The 16,921-nt window shown below is 33.9% G+C and carries 19 protein-coding genes; 12 read left to right on the top strand and 7 right to left on the bottom strand.

Annotation, left to right across the window (positions count from 1 at the left end; genetic code table 11):
• Positions 1-3 precede the first annotated feature (3 nt).
• From A8L32_RS17615 to A8L32_RS17595, 5 genes are all read right to left on the bottom strand, one after another.
• Entirely contained in the window at positions 4-546 is a 543-nt protein-coding gene (locus A8L32_RS17615) for a DUF4178 domain-containing protein (protein WP_075591104.1), read from the bottom strand.
• A 99-nt stretch (positions 547-645) separates the two neighbouring features.
• Positions 646-1,347 (bottom strand): PspA/IM30 family protein, encoded by a 702-nt coding sequence (locus A8L32_RS17610; protein ID WP_075591103.1) that lies wholly within the window; start codon positions 1,345-1,347, stop codon positions 646-648.
• Between the two features lie 11 nt (positions 1,348-1,358).
• The gene (locus tag A8L32_RS17605) at positions 1,359-1,754 is read right to left on the bottom strand and encodes a YbjN domain-containing protein (protein WP_075591102.1); all 396 of its coding nucleotides are present in this window, start codon (positions 1,752-1,754) and stop codon (positions 1,359-1,361) included.
• Between the two features lie 194 nt (positions 1,755-1,948).
• On the bottom strand, positions 1,949-3,097 hold the full coding sequence (locus A8L32_RS17600) for a hypothetical protein (RefSeq protein WP_075591101.1): 1,149 nt from the start codon (positions 3,095-3,097) through the stop codon (positions 1,949-1,951).
• Positions 3,098-3,123: 26 nt separating this feature from the next.
• Positions 3,124-4,572, bottom strand: coding sequence for a sodium:solute symporter (locus A8L32_RS17595; RefSeq protein ID WP_075591100.1), 1,449 nt, complete (start codon positions 4,570-4,572; stop codon positions 3,124-3,126).
• Positions 4,573-4,698: 126 nt separating this feature from the next.
• On the opposite strand from A8L32_RS17595, the gene recR reads away from it, so the two are divergent.
• The 7 genes from recR to A8L32_RS17560 all read left to right on the top strand — a co-directional run bounded on the left by recR (position 4,699) and on the right by A8L32_RS17560 (position 11,679).
• Positions 4,699-5,319, top strand: a complete 621-nt coding sequence (gene recR, locus A8L32_RS17590; protein WP_075591099.1) for a recombination mediator RecR — start codon at positions 4,699-4,701, stop codon at positions 5,317-5,319.
• The gene (locus A8L32_RS17585; RefSeq protein WP_075591098.1) at positions 5,319-5,789 is read left to right on the top strand and encodes a hypothetical protein; all 471 of its coding nucleotides are present in this window, start codon (positions 5,319-5,321) and stop codon (positions 5,787-5,789) included. Before recR ends, A8L32_RS17585 begins: the two co-directional genes overlap by 1 nt.
• 24 nt (positions 5,790-5,813) lie before the next feature.
• Positions 5,814-6,248, top strand: a complete 435-nt coding sequence (locus A8L32_RS17580; RefSeq protein WP_075591097.1) for a BT0820 family HAD-type phosphatase — start codon at positions 5,814-5,816, stop codon at positions 6,246-6,248.
• The gene (locus tag A8L32_RS17575) at positions 6,249-7,406 is read left to right on the top strand and encodes a glycosyltransferase family 2 protein (protein ID WP_083631392.1); all 1,158 of its coding nucleotides are present in this window, start codon (positions 6,249-6,251) and stop codon (positions 7,404-7,406) included.
• Between the two features lie 149 nt (positions 7,407-7,555).
• Positions 7,556-9,142 (top strand): tetratricopeptide repeat protein, encoded by a 1,587-nt coding sequence (locus A8L32_RS17570; protein WP_075591095.1) that lies wholly within the window; start codon positions 7,556-7,558, stop codon positions 9,140-9,142.
• 97 nt (positions 9,143-9,239) lie between these two features.
• A complete protein-coding gene (locus A8L32_RS17565; protein ID WP_075591094.1) occupies positions 9,240-11,162 on the top strand; it encodes a tetratricopeptide repeat protein in 1,923 nt (640 codons plus the stop codon).
• Position 11,163: 1 nt separating this feature from the next.
• The gene (locus tag A8L32_RS17560) at positions 11,164-11,679 is read left to right on the top strand and encodes a GNAT family N-acetyltransferase (protein WP_075591093.1); all 516 of its coding nucleotides are present in this window, start codon (positions 11,164-11,166) and stop codon (positions 11,677-11,679) included.
• A gap of 10 nt (positions 11,680-11,689) precedes the next feature.
• Here A8L32_RS17560 and A8L32_RS17555 read toward each other — a convergent pair whose 3' ends face one another.
• Entirely contained in the window at positions 11,690-12,157 is a 468-nt protein-coding gene (locus A8L32_RS17555) for a type I restriction enzyme HsdR N-terminal domain-containing protein (RefSeq protein ID WP_233145500.1), read from the bottom strand.
• Between the two features lie 162 nt (positions 12,158-12,319).
• Here A8L32_RS17555 and A8L32_RS17550 point away from each other — a divergent pair, with 162 nt between their 5' ends.
• The 5 genes from A8L32_RS17550 to A8L32_RS17530 are packed head-to-tail and all read left to right on the top strand — an operon-like array spanning position 12,320 to position 16,158.
• Complete coding sequence (locus tag A8L32_RS17550) at positions 12,320-13,096, top strand: AMP nucleosidase (RefSeq protein ID WP_075591092.1); 777 nt, start codon at positions 12,320-12,322, stop codon at positions 13,094-13,096.
• A gap of 29 nt (positions 13,097-13,125) precedes the next feature.
• Positions 13,126-14,130, top strand: a complete 1,005-nt coding sequence (gene holA / locus A8L32_RS17545; protein ID WP_075591091.1) for a DNA polymerase III subunit delta — start codon at positions 13,126-13,128, stop codon at positions 14,128-14,130.
• A gap of 57 nt (positions 14,131-14,187) precedes the next feature.
• On the top strand, positions 14,188-14,802 hold the full coding sequence (locus A8L32_RS17540; protein WP_075591090.1) for a rhomboid family intramembrane serine protease: 615 nt from the start codon (positions 14,188-14,190) through the stop codon (positions 14,800-14,802).
• A gap of 1 nt (position 14,803) precedes the next feature.
• A complete protein-coding gene (locus A8L32_RS17535; RefSeq protein WP_075591089.1) occupies positions 14,804-15,304 on the top strand; it encodes a D-glycero-alpha-D-manno-heptose-1,7-bisphosphate 7-phosphatase in 501 nt (166 codons plus the stop codon).
• A gap of 2 nt (positions 15,305-15,306) precedes the next feature.
• The gene (locus A8L32_RS17530) at positions 15,307-16,158 is read left to right on the top strand and encodes an aminotransferase class IV (RefSeq protein WP_075591088.1); all 852 of its coding nucleotides are present in this window, start codon (positions 15,307-15,309) and stop codon (positions 16,156-16,158) included.
• A 13-nt stretch (positions 16,159-16,171) separates the two neighbouring features.
• Here the strand turns inward: A8L32_RS17530 and A8L32_RS17525 are convergent, their stop codons facing one another.
• Entirely contained in the window at positions 16,172-16,765 is a 594-nt protein-coding gene (locus A8L32_RS17525; RefSeq protein WP_075591087.1) for a YqgE/AlgH family protein, read from the bottom strand.
• Positions 16,766-16,921: the final 156 nt, after the last annotated feature.

Here is a 16,921-nt window from a genome sequence, read left to right as displayed (position 1 = left end):
GGGTTATTTAGAAGCTGGTAGTATATTCGAAATTTCGAATTCCTTTAGGGTAATTCCAATGGAAGCTTCAAATTCCTTTTCGCCCCATTGTTCAATGGTTAATATATGTTTTCCTGATTTGTCTTCGAAATCCCACGAACGAAACTCTTCCCAATTGTCACCTTTAGCAATATCATGGAAATATCCAGGAGATTCAGCATCTAGACGGTAGGTAATTTCATCGTAGACGATTTTTTTAGGTGGTTGTTGACGTTCCATTAATGTTTCCATTAAATCTTCATCGAGCTTTCTGACTTTGATTCTTTCTGATAAAGTTATTTCTAACTCATCATCCTCTTCTATACCCAAATATTTGGTTGAAGAGCCATCGCTAATTTTAAATTCGCGCGTGAAATAATCATCGCCCCAATCGTACTCATAAATAGCTTGAACCTCCCATGTGGCAAGGTCGTAATCAAAAACAAAACCAACATCCAAGTCTTGAACTCGGATATTGGTGCTATCGTAATGAGGTTCTTTACTTTTAAAAATATCAAAGATACCCATGTTTGTTTTTTATGAGATGAAACCTGCATGGCCAGAGCAAATCACTAAGTTACCCATAAGGATGAATGTAATTTGCGCTGGTTATCAAGTTTTATTAAACTATTGTTGTTTCATTTTAGCTTTTAGCTCTTCTAAAGAGTTAGATGCTTTTACATTGTTTTCAGAAAGAACATCATCAATTTCATCATCGATGCTTTTGTTTTCGCCAGCAATTTCTCCATAAGCTTCGCTCATAGCTTCTTGTTGTGCTACTTTTTCTTTCATTTTTTCCAACATAGAAACAGTTCCGGAACTATCAATACCGCTTAATTGCTTGTTGATTTTTTGCGTAGCACTGCTTACTCTGGCACGAGCTTTTAAAGTACGAAGTTCATTTTCATAACTCGTAATGGTACTTTTAAGCTTTTTGATGTTTTTATCTAAATTAGCAATGTTAGAGTCAAAACGATCCACTTCAGTTTGTGCTCTTGAAGCCTCTGTTACAGCTTCTTCTTTACGTGTTAGGGCTTCTGTAGCTAAACGGTCAGCCTCGCCAGCCTCTAAATCGCCTTTTTCAGCTTTTTGAATCAATAAAATAGCTTTCTGCTCGTAGTTTTTAGCCATTTCTTTATTGGTGTTCAAATCCTTTTTGCTTCGAATAGACATGGCTTTGACCTCAGCTAAAGCTTGTAAGCTCTTATCTAAATCCTTTTTTAAATCACGGATACCTTGCTCGGTCATTTTAATTGGGTCTTCCAATTTATCTACTACAGAATGAGCTTCTGCTTGACCTACTTTAAATATTCTATTAAAAATTCCCATTTGTTTCTGTTTTAAGCTTTTGAAAAATCAATTAATTCCGACGAGTACTCTGACAATAATAGTTTTAAAGAGTTTAGAGTAGCTTCTAGCTCATTTAAGTCTAGGTTCTCTAATTGTAAAGTGTCTCGAAAAATTACTTTCTTACCTGTTTCGTCTAATGTAAATGCACCATGTACAATTTCGCGGTTTTTCATTAATAAGGATTTGTAAATATCCTCCGAACCAGTGTTCATTTCAAATAAAAGGCCTTCGATGATAACAATGCTGTCTTCGCAATCGATAACCACGTTACTAATACCGTCTTCTTCTTTTTCAATAACTACTAATTCTTCTGCAGCATCTTCAGTAATAATACGATATTCTAATTCCATAAGGTAATCTTTTACCTTGTTAAAATACTCACTCATAGCATTTTTGTTTTGAATGATAAATTAATTAAAAAATAAATAAAATAATGATTAGCGACACCGTGAATGTATTTAATGCGAACATCATTTAGAGGACGTTTAATTATTTGCATTAAATTTAATTTGGTGTTCGATAGACAAGCGTGTTACAATATTATGAAATATTTTTTAAAATACATAGTGTTGAATTAATATTATTTTCCTTTTATAATATATGACTTTAGAGCAATATGCATCAGAATAAAGGGGATTGCCATACTCAGATAGGAAATGTCATACAAATGCTCATGTATTGTCGCAGAGAATCCAGATATAAAAATTGTGTAAATAAATGTAATTGTAGTTATTGCTAACACTATTAATCCACTATAACCAAATAATGAGGAAAGTCCTTTGATTGTAAATGACAAAATAAATGGTAAAAAGAGAAAAATATATAGAACTGATAAGGTTTTATTGGTCTGAAGTACAAGCGGGTTATAGTTAATTATAGTGTCAATGTCAGGAGCGGTTAACGCGGTTGGGATGCAGATTATTATTATGGATATGGCAAATGAAAATATGAATTTAAGTTGGTTAGAAAGTGGTTCGAATACAAAAGGCTTAAACAAGAATATGGTTAAAGGTATCACCAGTACTCCTCTTGTTAGAAGTAAAAAAGCTATAATAATTCCAAGAATAACAGGTTTTGTAAAAGGATTGTTATTCGTTTTATTTTGCCACCAGATAATAAATGCAGAAACTAGTATCAGATTACTATGTAAATCACTTTTTGCAAATACTTCCCATAGTATGGCAGGAGACGATACAAATAATAGTAATATATATAGAGCGACTTCTTTTTTCTTGGTATATCGAAACAAAAAGGTGGAAAAGACGATGAAGCTAAATACCTGAAGGAAGCCAACGTCACCGATTAGGTAAAATGGTAGCGCAATGTATGCTAAAGCTGGAAAATTAGAACTCATATTGCCCGCAAAGTCAACTCTTGTGTATGGATATATTCCCTTGGTAATTGCTTCAATAGAAATTTCTAAGGCGGCCCACCGGTCTACATTCAAAGTGTTTTTATCAATGGCAATGTTAATCCCAACGTATAGTAGTATTGTAATAAACGAAATTGAAACAAAGATTGCATTTATAGCTTTGTTAGATAATTTGAAAAATTCTTTTTTGTAAAAATAGGTTATGACTAGAAGCAAAGATAGATATCCAAGAATTATAATATTATAATTAATAAAGTTTTGCCTACTTCCATATTTGTAAACGAAAATAACATTTATAGCTATAAAAAGGCCTAATAGTATTTTATCTAATTTTAAGAGGTGAAGTAGTTTTGTCATGATAAATTCAATTATATCTGTTATTCTTAGATCGTATCTCTTTTTTGAATTAATAGCAATCCTACAAAAGTCAACAAGCCAGCTAATATTAATTTTTCATACCCCAGTTGAAAACTAAACCAACTCATCGATTGATGATCAAGTATTCCTATAATAATTGGTGTTGCGATAGCTACAATGGGCACGTACATATCATTTACTTTAAGTTTAGTAAATAAACCAAATGCGTACATGCCTAATAACGGTCCGTAAGTATATCCTGCTAAAGTAAAAATGGTACTAATAATACTATCTGCTTTAAATACCCTAAAAAGAATAATAACCAACATTAGCAAAATAGAGAATGATAGATGTACAATTATTCTGGTTCTTTTGGTAAGTACATTGTTGTTTTCTGTGCTACCTAAAATATCTACAGAAAATGAAGTGGTTAATGAGGTTAAGGCTGAGTCGGCACTACTGTATGCAGCAGCTACCAAACCAATGATAAAAAATACACCCACTACAGCAGGCAGTTTTCCGCTATTCACAATCATGGGGAATAAATCGTCTGAGCGTTCGGGTAGGCTAAGGCCTTGTTGTTGGGCAAAAGTGTATAATAATACCCCTAACGATAAAAACAGAATATTGGTTGGAATAAAAGCAAAACCGTACCACTTCATGTTCTTTTGAGCATCCTTTAGATTCTTACAAGATAAGTTTTTTTGCATCATATCTTGATCTAATCCAGTCATTACAATAGTGATGAAAGCACCCGTAATAAATTGTTTTACAAAATGCTGTTTCGAACTCCAATCGTCAAAAACAAATACCTTAGATAATTCACTATCGTTTATTAGTTGAACAACCCCGTAAGCTGTTAAATCCATTGATTTGGCGATGTATATGATGGTGATGATGACAGATGTTAGCATGAAGATAGTCTGTAATGTATCTGTCCAAATAATGGTTTTTATACCACCCCTAAATGTGTAAAGCCAGATAAGTGATATTGTAATAATAACGGTAACAGCAAAGGGTATATTTAAAGCGTTAAAAAGGCTGATTTGAAGAACATTAGCCATCAGGTATAAACGGGCAGATGCTCCAATGGTTCTGGAAATCAGAAATAACCAGGCGCCTGTTTTGTAAGCGTAGTTTCCAAAGCGTTGCTGAAGGTAAGTATAAATAGATGTCAGATTAAGCTTGTAATAGACAGGTAAAAGAACATGAGCAATCACCAAATAACCCAAAAAATATCCTCCTACCATTTGTAGGTAGTTAAACTGTGTTGCTTTAACCCATCCAGGAACCGAAATAAAAGTTACGCCAGATAGGCTGGCTCCAATCATTCCGATGGATACTATATACCAAGGAGACTGTCGATTACCTAAAAAAAAGCTTTTGTTGTCTGATTTTCGTCCAGTTACATACGAAATAATCATTAAAATAATAAAGTAAAAAGCAACTAAAAGTCCTGTATGAAGAGGTGTCATTGGATAATTTGTGTTTGTTGAGAAGCAAATATATAAAAACAAAGCAATCTTAATTAATCTATGATTTCTGAATGTCTTCCTTGCTTGATTATTTTTTTAACTTTGGGCGTTTTTAATGACTAAAAGATGAACTCGGAAAGTTATCCATCGCAAATACTTGAAAGTGCAGTTAAAGAGTTTTCTCAACTACCAGGTGTAGGTAAAAAAACAGCTTTGCGTTTGGTTTTATTTCTGCTTAAGCAGGAAAAGAATGACGTTCTACGTTTTGCAGATTCTTTACGTAGGTTGAGAGAGGAAATTGTTTATTGTAAATCGTGTTACAATATTTCGGATGCAGAGCTATGTGATATTTGTGCTAGCCCCAAGAGAGACCATGAAACAGTGTGTGTGGTGGAAAATATTAAGGATGTTATGGCCATAGAAAACACACAACAATATTTTGGTATTTATCACGTATTAGGTGGTGTTATTTCTCCTATGGATGGCATTGGACCGGATGATTTAATGCTTAAACCTTTAATTGAAAAGGTAGAGGAAGGAAAGATTAAAGAGCTTATTTTTGCTTTACCTACAACTATGGAAGGCGATACCACTAATTTTTATTTGTATCGAAAGTTTGGTGATATAGAGGTGAAAATTACCACTTTGGCTCGTGGAGTTTCTATTGGAGATGAATTGGAATATACCGATGAGGTTACTTTAGGAAGATCATTAGTAAATCGTTTACCTTTTGAAAAGACATTATAATGGATATGAAAATCAAACAACAATATAAAGGACTTAATCTTATCTATCTGATTATTTTAGGTTCGATGTCTGCGGCAGCAATACTTGCAGTATACTTTGTTTTTAAAGCGGGAGCTTTGTCAATTTACGAATTTGATGAGCAAAATATAATTAAATCTGTCATTATTATAGCTTTATTGGTTGGTATCCCTGTAGGTCATATTTTTTATCAAAAAAAGATGAAACATATAAATGTTGACCTTAATTTGGGTAAAAAGATAAACATGTTTAAAACAGCCTTTATTATTAGAATTGCCATGTTGGAGGGGATAGGTTTATTAACCCTGATTGGATATTTAATTACTGGAGATAAGTCTTTTTTATATATGTTTGCGTTGGTTTTTATTTTGTTTATTATACATGCACCAACCAGACAACGAATAATTTCGGATTTGGAGTTAAGTGACGAAGAACAAGAGCAATTAAGTTAAGAATAAAAGAAATAACTATATAAGATGACGATAGCTGTAGATTTTGATGGAACCGTTGTAGAGCATAGATATCCTGCGATAGGAAAGGATATGCTTTTTGCATTTGATACTTTAAAAGCTATGCAAAAGGCAGGTCATTTGTTAATTTTATGGACCTACCGATCGGGTAAAGAATTAGACGATGCAGTTGAATATTGCCGTAAAAATGGGGTTGAGTTTTTTGCCGTGAATAGAAGTTATCCTGAAGAGGTTTTTAACGAGAACGAATTCAGTCGAAAAATAAATGCAGATTTATTTATAGATGATAGAAATGTCGGAGGTTTTTATGGCTGGGGAAGAGTTTGGCAGGACTTAGGTTTAGGTTCTGATGAAGAAACGGAAAAAATGAAACGTAAAATGGAACGAGCTTCGCGCAGACCGTTTTGCGATTTTATTAAGTCAATATTTTGTAGAGACTAGTTGCGGTTGGATATTTCTATTGTCATAGTTAGCTATAATGCAGTCGATTTTCTAAGACTAACACTTCAGAGTGTGTTTGCGGCTACCGTAAATATAAAAGCTGAAGTTTTTGTAGTTGATAACAATTCAAGTGATGGCTGTCCACAAATGGTCAGTCAAGAATTTCCCCAATGTAAATTAATAGCCAATAAAAATAACCCTGGTTTTGCTGTTGCTAACAATCAGGCTATAAAGCAGGCTGCAGGCAAGTATATTCTTATTCTTAATCCGGATACCATTATTGCAGAGAATACTTTGATTAAGATAATGGAATATATGAATTTGCAACCTAAAATGGGAGGCTTAGGCATAAGGATGCTTGATGGTTCTGGTGCTTTTCTTCCAGAGTCAAAAAGAGGAATTCCATCTCCATGGGTTTCTTTTTCAAAGATGTCAGGTTTATCCGGTATATTTCCTCATTCTAAATTATTTAGTGAATACCATAAAGGATATTTAAGCGAAAAGAAGAATAATCGTGTAGAGATCCTAGCAGGTGCTTTTATGTGTTTTAGAAGTGATGTGCTCGATGAAATAGGTTTATTGGATGAAGATTTTTTTATGTATGGAGAAGATATTGATCTCTCTTATAGAAGTATTCAAGCAGGTTATTATAATTCTTATTTCTCTGATTCTTCCATTATTCACTTTAAAGGAGAAACAACGGTGAAAGATAAATCCTATGTAAATAGGTTTTATAAAGCCATGATTCAGTTTGCTGAAAAGCATTTTCAAAGGTCGTACGGATTATTATTAAAGCTTTTTATTTTTTTAGGAGTTTACTTGTTTAAAATAGTATTTTTTTTTAAACATAGCTTTTTGACAACAAGTGAAATAAGCGAGCAAGAACCCAATAGAATTACACTACTAAATAGCTATTTGCCAGAAGAAGATTTGATTAAAACCATAAAAGCAAGGTTCAATCTTGAAATTATTGAAGATATTAATCAGCTTACTTCTGGAACACTGCTTTTTGTAATCAATAAGATGACATTTGCTCAAATGATTGAGGTGATGGACGTTTTCAAAGATCGCTTTACTTATAGGTTTTTAGACGAGGATCATAAAATAATAATAGGAAGCGATAATAAATACACCAAAGGCCAGGTAATTACCCTTTGATAAAAAGTATTGTAGAATAAAAACAATTCTATATTTTTATAACGGCTTCAAGGTATTATCTTTCCAGTTGTAATACGGGCTTCTATATTATATTATTTAAAGTAGATTTAAGTCGTTAATACTTTAGTTCATTAAACGCATTAGTTCTTATGAAGAATATATGGATTGTACTACTTTTCCTTTTGTCTGTAGTTGAGTTAAATGCTCAACTCAAGGAGTACAAAAAAGAAATTGTAAAGGCTGATGAATTTTTAAAATTCGAGAATTATAAGAATGCATCAGAGATTTATGATGTACTATTGAAAGAATATCCGGAAGATGCTTTTGTTCAGTTTAAAGCGGGCGAGTGCTTTTTGTTTTCGGAGGCTAGAATAAAACAAAGTATTGAAGTTTTAAATAAAGCTATTCCGCAATATCCTATAGTTGATAAAAATAGTATTGAGGCGATTGAGGCACGTTTTTATTTGGGGCAAGCGTATCACCTGAATTTCCAATTTGAAGAAGCATTATCTACTTTTCAGGATCTGATATCTCAAATTCCAGAAAAAAGAATGGAAGCTGTTGAACGAATTGAAAGAGAAATTCGATACGTGAACAATGCCATCTTATTAAAAAAGAATCCTGTAGAGTTTAAAATAAGTAACCTAGGTCCTGTTATTAACACAGAGTTTGATGAGCACAGTCCTATTGTTAATGTAGTGGAGGATTTGTTGTTGTTTACCTCCAATAGAGAAACAGAAGTATCGTATAAAAAACCTGGAGGTTTATATAACGAGAATGTATACTATTCTTTGTGGAGAGATAAAAAATGGATAACTACGCGAGCTCTTGGTATTAATACTGCTGGTAATAATGCAACCATAGGAATATCTCCTGATGGTGGTACATTGTTGATATATCAAAATGATGGTATCGTTGGGAATATTTATACCAGCAAATTAAAGAACGATAAGTGGGGTGAGCTCGAAAAATTGCCATCGCCAATAAATACCATGGCGAATGAAACACATGCTTCTTTTTCGATGGATGGGAACACTTTGTTTTTTACAAGTGACAGAATTGGCGGTTTTGGCGGTAAGGATATTTATAAAGTAAGCAAGTTGCCTAGTGGCGAATGGGGTAAGGTTATAAACCTAGGAGATGAAGTAAATACTATATTTGATGAGGAGAGTCCATACGTTCATCCCAAAGGTGGTATATTGTATTTTAGTTCAGAGGGACATAACTCTATGGGTGGTTTTGATATCTTTAAGGCTGCTTGTGATGAAGAAGGAACTTGGGGAGGTGTTGAGAATATAGGATACCCAATTAATACGCCTTTTGATGATTTGTTTTTTGCGCCAACCATTGATGAGCAAAGAGTTTATTATGCCTCAAAAAGAGACGATGGATTTGGAGGTTCTGATATTTATTTAATAGAATTTACTGGTGACCATCCTAATGCCTTAACGGTTGTAGGAGGTTTTGTTTTTATGCCTGATGGAGAGCCTGCAGAAAATGCTAAGCTTGTAGTTTATGATGCTAAAACTAAAGAAAAGGTAGGGGTGTATAGGCCGTCGCCAAATAATGGAAAATATATCTTTATCATTCCTTCAGGCAGAGAATATAATATGGAGCTGGAGATGGATGGATATAAATCTGTATTAAAGGATTTTAAAATTCCTTCGCGTAGGTCTTTTGCTCGAAAAAAATATACATTTTATTTAGATCCAATAGTGCTTAAAAAAGATAATTAAATCAAGATGAAGGTAAGTTAAAGAGTTATATACAAAGCTTTTGTGCTATATTGAGCTATTTTTGTACCTTCGTTGAAAATTTTGAAAACTCATAACAATGTTCCTAAAAACCAATCTATTAACGTTTATTGTTTTATTTGTAACAATTTCGATTTCTGCTCAAAAAAGCTCCAGTGTGCCAAAGCTGTTTGGAAGAGCTGTAAATTTCTCCCAAAATGGAGATTATAAACAAGCTATACCTTTGTTTAAAAAAGTGCTTGAGGAAGAGCCAAATAATTTAAACGGACTTTATAATCTAGGGTATTGTTATGAGAATACTGGAAAGCAGGATTCTGCGGTAGCATACTTTGATAGAGGTATTGCTCAGTTAGAGGATGATATGTGGAATACCGATATAGGTATTGAGTTGCACTTGTCTCAGGCTAAATCAAATCAACTTTTATACAAGTTTGATGAGGCCATCGCTACTTATAATAAAGTTTTAGGTTTTATTGATGAGGAACAAGTTCAGTTGAAGACGACGATTAATAAGGAGATTGAAATCGCGAATAACGCCATAGAGTTAGTTAGTAACCCAGTTAAGTTAGAAGTGCATAACTTAGGAAAAGATATTAACTCTACTTATGATGATCATAGTCCACTAGTTGATGCTGACGAAACAATCATGTTATTTACTTCTAGAAGAAAGTCATCATACTCACAAATAATGCCTGATGGACAGTTTACAGAGAAAATTTATTCGGCATTTAATATTTGGGATAATTGGGGAGAAGCAGAAGAGGTAACTTCAGTTCTAAAAAGAGATGCGCACGAGTCTGGGGTTTGCTTATCTATTGATGGATCAGAGTTGTATTTGTTAAGAAGTGATTTTGATGGACAGAATTTATATGTTAGCGAATTTGATGGAGAAACATGGAGTGAGCCATTTATGCTTCCTGAAGGAATTAATAGTCGATATAACGAAACGCACGCTTCGATAAATGCAGATAAATCTGTGTTGTTTTTTACCAGTGATAGAAAAGGTGGAGAAGGTGGTTTGGATATTTACATGGTTCGAAAATTGCCTAATGGTCAATGGGGAATACCAAGAAACTTAGGTGCAGATATTAATACCGAATTAGATGAGGAAACGCCGATGATTCACCCTGATGGTAAAACATTATTTTTTAGTTCTGAAGGACATAAAACAATGGGTAAGTTCGATATCTTTTTTAGTCAGATGAATGCGGATAGTAGTTGGTCTGAGCCTGTGAACATGGGTTACCCAATCAATACGCCTGATGATGATTTCTTTTTTGTGCCGACAGTAGCTGAAAACAGAGCTTACTTAGCATCTTCGCGTTTTGAAGAAAACTATGGTGGATCTGATTTATATATGATTGAATATGAAGAACCAGAAATTGATAGGCTAGCTGTTATAAAAGGAAAGTTAAATGCAGGAAGAGAATATCCTTGGGACGAGGTAGTCATTAACGTAAAAGAAAAAGGTCAGGAAGAGTTAGTTGGAGAGTATAGACCAAATCCAGTTTCTGGTGAGTATCTGCTTATTCTTGAAGCGGATAAATCGTATGATATAAGCTATGAAGGTGCGAGTATTAAACCTTTAAATAAAGATATTACAGTTGGTCGTGATATGACTTATTCATTCCTAGAAAAATCATATAACCATGGTGAGATTGCTGTGACGGGATTGTATCCTGAAGAGAAACCAGAAGATACACCAACTGAAGGAATTCATACAGGCTCTAATACAGGGGAAAAGGCTGTAGGTGGAAAATATACAGTTCAGTTTGTTACATTAAAGGAACCTTTGAAGAACTACGATAAGTACAAAAATCTTGATGTTAATAAAATAATGGTTTATAAGTGTAAAGACGGAAACTATAGATATGTATATGGTAGTTTCAAAGCATTTAAAGACGCCAAAAAAGTGAAGCAGGAAGTAAACGAAGCAACAGGGTATGATGACCCATTTGTACGTTATTTCTGGCAGTTGGATGAAATGAAAGCTGCTGAGTAAGGTGAGCAAGAATGTTGCTTTAAGAGCTATAGAGCCAAAAGACGTTGATGTATTATACCGTTGGGAAAATGATATGGCTTTATGGGTATATTCCGATACGCTGAAGCCATTTTCAAAACACCAACTAAATCAATACATCCAAGCCATTAACTTGGATATTTATCAATCAAAAGAGCTTAAGCTTATTATAGAAACAGAAGAAGATCATCCTCAGCCTTTGGGGATGATTGATCTGTTTGATTTTGATCCGTATCATAATAGGGCAGGGGTTGGAATCATGGTTCATAAAGATTTTGAAGGACAGGGCTTCGCATCAGAGGCATTAAAACTGTTTATCCATTATTGTTTTAACACTTTAGGAATAATGCAATTGTATTGTTCTGTTGCATGTAATAATGAGAAAAGTATTCGCCTGTTTGAAAGAAATGGTTTTGAACAAACTGGAGTCCGAAAAAAGTGGCGGAAAGTTGGTCGTAATTATGTGGATGAAGGATTCTATCAATTAATAAATTCCTAGTGTATAAAACTTATCTAGTTTTCAATTGATCGTATAGAGGAATTTCTTCTAAAAAATTATATTGGGTTCCCGAACTATCTAATAAAGCACAATAATGGTTTAAACCATTCGTAACACATATTACACGAGTCTGTAAAATGATGTTGTATCGACAAGCCTGTGCAAACGTGTCTTGTGTTATTTTAACGGAAGGGGCTTTGCATTCTACGATAAAAATAGCCTGACCAAGTCGATTGTAAACCACGATATCTGCTCTTTGTGATAGGCCATTTACATTAACTTTAGCTTCAATTGCAATTAATGAAGCAGGAAAACCTTTTTCTTCGATTAAAAAGGCAATAAAATTCTGACGCACCCATTCTTCTGGAGTTAGTGCTACTTTCTTTTTTCGTATCCGATCAAAAATCTTTACTTTTCCCTCTGTTATGGAGGTTGAAAACTGATATTTAGGTAAATTGAGCTCTTGCATGTAGTCCATGGTATGCAAAGATATATTAAATAGAGGACACTATTATTGATAATGATTAAAGATAAATTAACACTAGACCAATTGGTCGGTTTATGAAAAAGTTTATTTTTGTAATACATTTAAACGAAAATTAAAACAATAGCTTTTAATTTTTGGTAAAAATATATAAGTATGAAGACAAAGAAAGAGATTGTGGATAATTGGCTTCCGCGATATACCAATAGGAAATTAGAAGATTTTACCCCATATATATTGTTGACTAATTTTCAGCATTATGTTGATTTGTTTGCAGAATGGCATAATGTTCCTGTTGTTGGAGAAGACAGTAATATGCCAAATGCGAGTGCCGATGGAGTAACTATCATTAATTTTGGAATGGGAAGCCCTAATGCGGCAACTATCATGGATTTATTAAGCGCTATATCGCCCAAAGCAGTATTGTTTATAGGCAAGTGTGGCGGACTGAAAAAGAAAAATCAGTTAGGAGATTTAATCATTCCTTTAGCGGCTATCCGAAATGAAGGAACATCGAACGATTATTTGCCAGCCGAAGTTCCTGCGTTGCCTGCTTTTAGTTTACAAAGAGCGGTATCTACCACCATCAGGGATAATGCTCGTGATTATTGGACAGGTACTGTTTTTACTACCAATAAAAGAGTTTGGGAATACGATGAGCGTTTTAAACGCTATCTCGAAAAAACCAGAGCCATGGCCATTGATATGGAAACGGCTACTATTTTTACAGTAGGTTTTGTAAACGAAATTCCTGCAGGTGCATTGCTATTGGTTTCTGATCAACCGATGATTTCAACTGGTATTAAAACAGATGCAAGCGATAAAAAAGTAACGGTAGAGTATGTAGAACAGCATCTTCAAATTGGAATTGACTCCTTAAAAGAAATCAGTTCTGGAGGAAAATCGGTGAAGCACCTATTGTTTGATAATTAATAGTATTTTTGCGTCAAAGTGATGCTTTTATGAAGGAATTTCAGCAAATAATGGCGGACCTCAAAAACCGCCAGTTCAAACCCATTTATTTTTTAATGGGTGAGGAGACTTATTATATTGACGCAATAACAAATTATATTATTGATAATGTTTTAACCGAAGAGGAGAAGGGCTTTAATCAATCTATTTACTACGGTAAAGATGTTGATGCCGCTACTATTGTTATGGCTGCTAGGAGGTATCCAATGATGTCTCAATATCAAGTTGTCGTAGTTAAAGAAGCACAGTCTTTGGATAAAATTGAAGAATTACAGCATTATGCCAGTGCCCCTCTGAGTTCTACTATTTTGGTGGTTAATTATAAGTACAAAACGCTAGATAAAAGGAAAAAGCTAGGAACGATTCTGAAGAAAAGTAATGGTATTTTCGAATTCAAAAAAATGTACGATAACCAGGTTTCCGCCTGGATTACTGGTTATTTAAAACAGGAGAACTTAGCTATTGACATGAAGGCCAGTTCGCTTTTGGCGGATGCTTTAGGTACCGACTTATCTAAAATAGTTAAGGAGCTAGATAAACTTAAAGTAGCTGTAGGTGCAGGCGTTACTCAAATTACGCCAGAGCATATAGAAAAAAATATTGGCTTGAGTAAGGATTATAATAGCTTTGAATTACAGAAAGCCATCCTTGCTAAGGATATTCTTAAGGCCAATAAAATTATCAAAGTATTTGCTAAAAACCCGAAAGACCATCCCATTCAGGCTACCATTTCTGTGTTGTTTAATTATTTTTCAAAACTAATGATTTACTATTACTTGGGAGATAAAGGTAAAGCAAATGTTGCTAAGGAATTAGGTATTAACCCATACTTTGTACAAGATTATGCAATAGGGGCACGTAATTATTCTGGTCGCAAGGTAGTTTCTGTAATTTCAATACTACGCGAATTTGATATGAAGAGTAAGGGCTTTGGTAATGTTTCTGCCGATACAGGAGACTTGTTGAAAGAAATGATTTTTAAAATAATGCACTAGTCGGTAAGACCTGTTTATAGTTTTCATTACTGATTTCGAAATCTATTATTTTCATTTATGAACGTACTAATTATCCTAATAGGAGTCATTGTAATTATCAGCGTGACTGCTTTTAGTCAACAAAATATTTTTAATAAATACAAATTCAATGCATATATGATTATGCATCGAAAGGAATATATTCGTTTAGTATCGCATGGTTTTTTACATGGATCGTGGCCTCACTTGCTTGTGAATATGTTTGTGTTGTATTCATTTGGTCAGGCGGTTATATATTATTTTAATGATGCTTTTTCAGGGAGGGGTATTGTTATGTTTTTATTATTGTTCTTCTCGGGTTTAGTTTTTTCTAGCTTATACTCTTTATTTAAAGAAAAAGACAACCATTACTATAGTGCAGTTGGGGCTTCTGGTGCTGTATCAGCAGTTGTTTTTGCCAGTATATTTTTCGACCCCTATAATCCTTTATATTTAATGCTGATTCCTATTCCGATACCAGGAATAGTTTTCGGAATATTGTATTTGATTTACTCCAAGTATATGTCGCAAAAAAATATGGATAATGTAGGTCATGATGCGCACTTTTGGGGAGCTGTGTTCGGGTTTATATTTCCTATCATTTACAAGCCATCTTTATTTCTCGATTTCATTCAAAAACTAATTTCATTTTAAGATGAATAAGGCTGTATTTATAGATAGGGATGGAGTTGTGAATAGTGATGAAGGACATTATTATGTTTTTCGCAGAGCGGATTTTATTTTCAATCCAGATATTGAAAAATCTATTCTATTATTAAAAGATGCTGGTTTTAAGATAATTCTAATTACCAATCAGGGTGGTGTTGCAAAAGGTGAATATACTACGAAGGATGTTGAAGGGCTGCATGAATATATGCAGTTTCACTTAAAGGCAAAAGGTGCTGAGTTTGATGCGATATATTATTGTCCGCACCATGATTCTGTTTCAGATTGCGATTGCCGTAAGCCAAAACCTGGTATGCTATTGAAAGCCTTTGATGAGGTATGTATTGATGCTAATCAATCCTATTTAATAGGAGATGCGCAACGAGATGTTGATGCAGGTAAAGCAGCAGGATTGAAGGCTTGTTTTAAGGTGGATAAAAATACTTCTATCTATAGAATCGTTAGCGAAATAATATCATTAAGCGAATAATTATGTCTGATTTTGTCAGCTATAACGGCAAGGTTTATCCTGTTAATCAGGTGCCTATTACTTTTAATAATAGGGCTTTTAAATATGGAGATGCTATTTTTGAAACGATTCGCTGTAGTGGGCATTACCCTTTGCATTTTCAACTCCATTATAAGCGCTTGATAAAAGCGATGATGAATTTAAAGATGGATATTTCATCTTTACCAAGACAGGATGAATTAGAGCAGTTAATCGTAAAATTATTACAAAAAGAAAAGAGTTTTGGAGCTTCCAGAGTCAGGTTGCAAGTGTTTCGTGATGGAGAAGGATTATATACGCCTAATAAAAATACTGTAAACGTTCTCGTTGAATCGTCTAAGCTTGTTGATAATAGCTACGTTTTAAATGAAAAGGGCTTGTTAGTTGGTACTTATCCAGAAATGAAGAAACAATATAGCCCGATTTCTTTCTTTAAAAATGGGAACTCATTGCAATATGTTTTGGCAGCTTCTTTTAAAAAGGAAAATGCTTGGGACGATTGCTTGCTATTAAATGATAAAGGATTAATTATTGAGGCCAATAGCTCTAATTTATTTTGGATAAAGGATGGATTGATTTTTACGCCATCGGTATATTCTGCTTGTGTGGATGGGGTGATGAGGAAGGTGCTTGTAAGTATGATTAAGGAGAGAAACATAGCAAATGTAATTGAGGTGCAGGGAGCAAGCGAGGATGATTTACTCGCAGCGGACGAAGTTTTTATAAGCAATGCAATACAGGGGATTCAGTGGGTGGTTGGATTCAAAGATAAAAGGTATTTTTGTCAGCTCACTAAAACGATTCATCAAGCATTAAATGAGTATACCTACAAGTAAACTTTTGGTAAGTTTAGTTGTAGGTTGGGTCTTCAGGAAAGCTTGACCAAGTTTTATACACATCACCAAGGCTTTCAATCGTATTTTTCCAGATGTCAGAAGTGCTATTATTCATAATCATATTGTCATCTATCTCAGTTACAATCCAAGAGCTTTCATCAATTTCGTCTTCTAATTGTTGACCAGACCAACCTGAGTAACCAGCAAAAAACTTTACCTGCTTAAAATTAGCTTTATCCTCATTGATGAGTTCTTTAAGCTTTTCGAAATCTCCACCCCAATAAATGGTATCGGTAATTTTTATAGAACCCGGAATTTTATTTCCTAAGGTATGAATAAAGTGAAGCGTATCAGATGAAACGGGACCGCCAATGAATAGCTCTCCTTTAAACGATAATAAATCATCAATTACTTCATCGGGATAAACATTACTGGTTTTATTTAGGACAAAACCTACAGCACCTTGTGTGCCATGCTCCGTTATTAATACGATAGACCTCCCAAAATATGGGCCTTTTAAAAATGGGTCTGCAATGAGAATCCTTCCTTTAGTAGGCCGTAATTTTGGCAATTGGGTTTCGAAAATATTAAAATCTATTTGCCTCATAATTGTAAAAATCTTAACCTCAAATTAATAATTAATCCGCTTTAATAAAAATTATTTCCTGATTTTTAATGTATTAAGTGAAGTGTGATGAAAAATATAGAACCTATTTATTTATTAAAAAGCTGATATTCAAGTTAGATTCAAATGTCATGGTGA

It is taken from the genome of Labilibacter marinus (assembly GCF_001659685.2).
In the GTDB taxonomy this organism is placed as follows: domain Bacteria; phylum Bacteroidota; class Bacteroidia; order Bacteroidales; family Marinilabiliaceae; genus Saccharicrinis; species Saccharicrinis marinus.
Note: the sequence above shows the minus strand (reverse complement) of the source record. Positions and strands in the feature narration are given on the sequence as shown.

Coding starts and splice junctions, on each gene's coding strand:
- A8L32_RS17615 (WP_075591104.1), bottom strand. CDS start 546: ATGGGTATCTTTGATATTTTTAAAAGTAAAGAACCTCATTACGATAGC.
- A8L32_RS17610 (WP_075591103.1), bottom strand. CDS start 1,347: ATGGGAATTTTTAATAGAATATTTAAAGTAGGTCAAGCAGAAGCTCAT.
- A8L32_RS17605 (WP_075591102.1), bottom strand. CDS start 1,754: ATGAGTGAGTATTTTAACAAGGTAAAAGATTACCTTATGGAATTAGAA.
- A8L32_RS17600 (WP_075591101.1), bottom strand. CDS start 3,097: ATGACAAAACTACTTCACCTCTTAAAATTAGATAAAATACTATTAGGC.
- A8L32_RS17595 (WP_075591100.1), bottom strand. CDS start 4,572: ATGACACCTCTTCATACAGGACTTTTAGTTGCTTTTTACTTTATTATT.
- recR (WP_075591099.1), top strand. CDS start 4,699: ATGAACTCGGAAAGTTATCCATCGCAAATACTTGAAAGTGCAGTTAAA.
- A8L32_RS17585 (WP_075591098.1), top strand. CDS start 5,319: ATGGATATGAAAATCAAACAACAATATAAAGGACTTAATCTTATCTAT.
- A8L32_RS17580 (WP_075591097.1), top strand. CDS start 5,814: ATGACGATAGCTGTAGATTTTGATGGAACCGTTGTAGAGCATAGATAT.
- A8L32_RS17570 (WP_075591095.1), top strand. CDS start 7,556: ATGAAGAATATATGGATTGTACTACTTTTCCTTTTGTCTGTAGTTGAG.
- A8L32_RS17565 (WP_075591094.1), top strand. CDS start 9,240: ATGTTCCTAAAAACCAATCTATTAACGTTTATTGTTTTATTTGTAACA.
- A8L32_RS17555 (WP_233145500.1), bottom strand. CDS start 12,157: ATGGACTACATGCAAGAGCTCAATTTACCTAAATATCAGTTTTCAACC.
- A8L32_RS17550 (WP_075591092.1), top strand. CDS start 12,320: ATGAAGACAAAGAAAGAGATTGTGGATAATTGGCTTCCGCGATATACC.
- holA (WP_075591091.1), top strand. CDS start 13,126: ATGAAGGAATTTCAGCAAATAATGGCGGACCTCAAAAACCGCCAGTTC.
- A8L32_RS17540 (WP_075591090.1), top strand. CDS start 14,188: ATGAACGTACTAATTATCCTAATAGGAGTCATTGTAATTATCAGCGTG.
- A8L32_RS17535 (WP_075591089.1), top strand. CDS start 14,804: ATGAATAAGGCTGTATTTATAGATAGGGATGGAGTTGTGAATAGTGAT.
- A8L32_RS17530 (WP_075591088.1), top strand. CDS start 15,307: ATGTCTGATTTTGTCAGCTATAACGGCAAGGTTTATCCTGTTAATCAG.
- A8L32_RS17525 (WP_075591087.1), bottom strand. CDS start 16,765: ATGAGGCAAATAGATTTTAATATTTTCGAAACCCAATTGCCAAAATTA.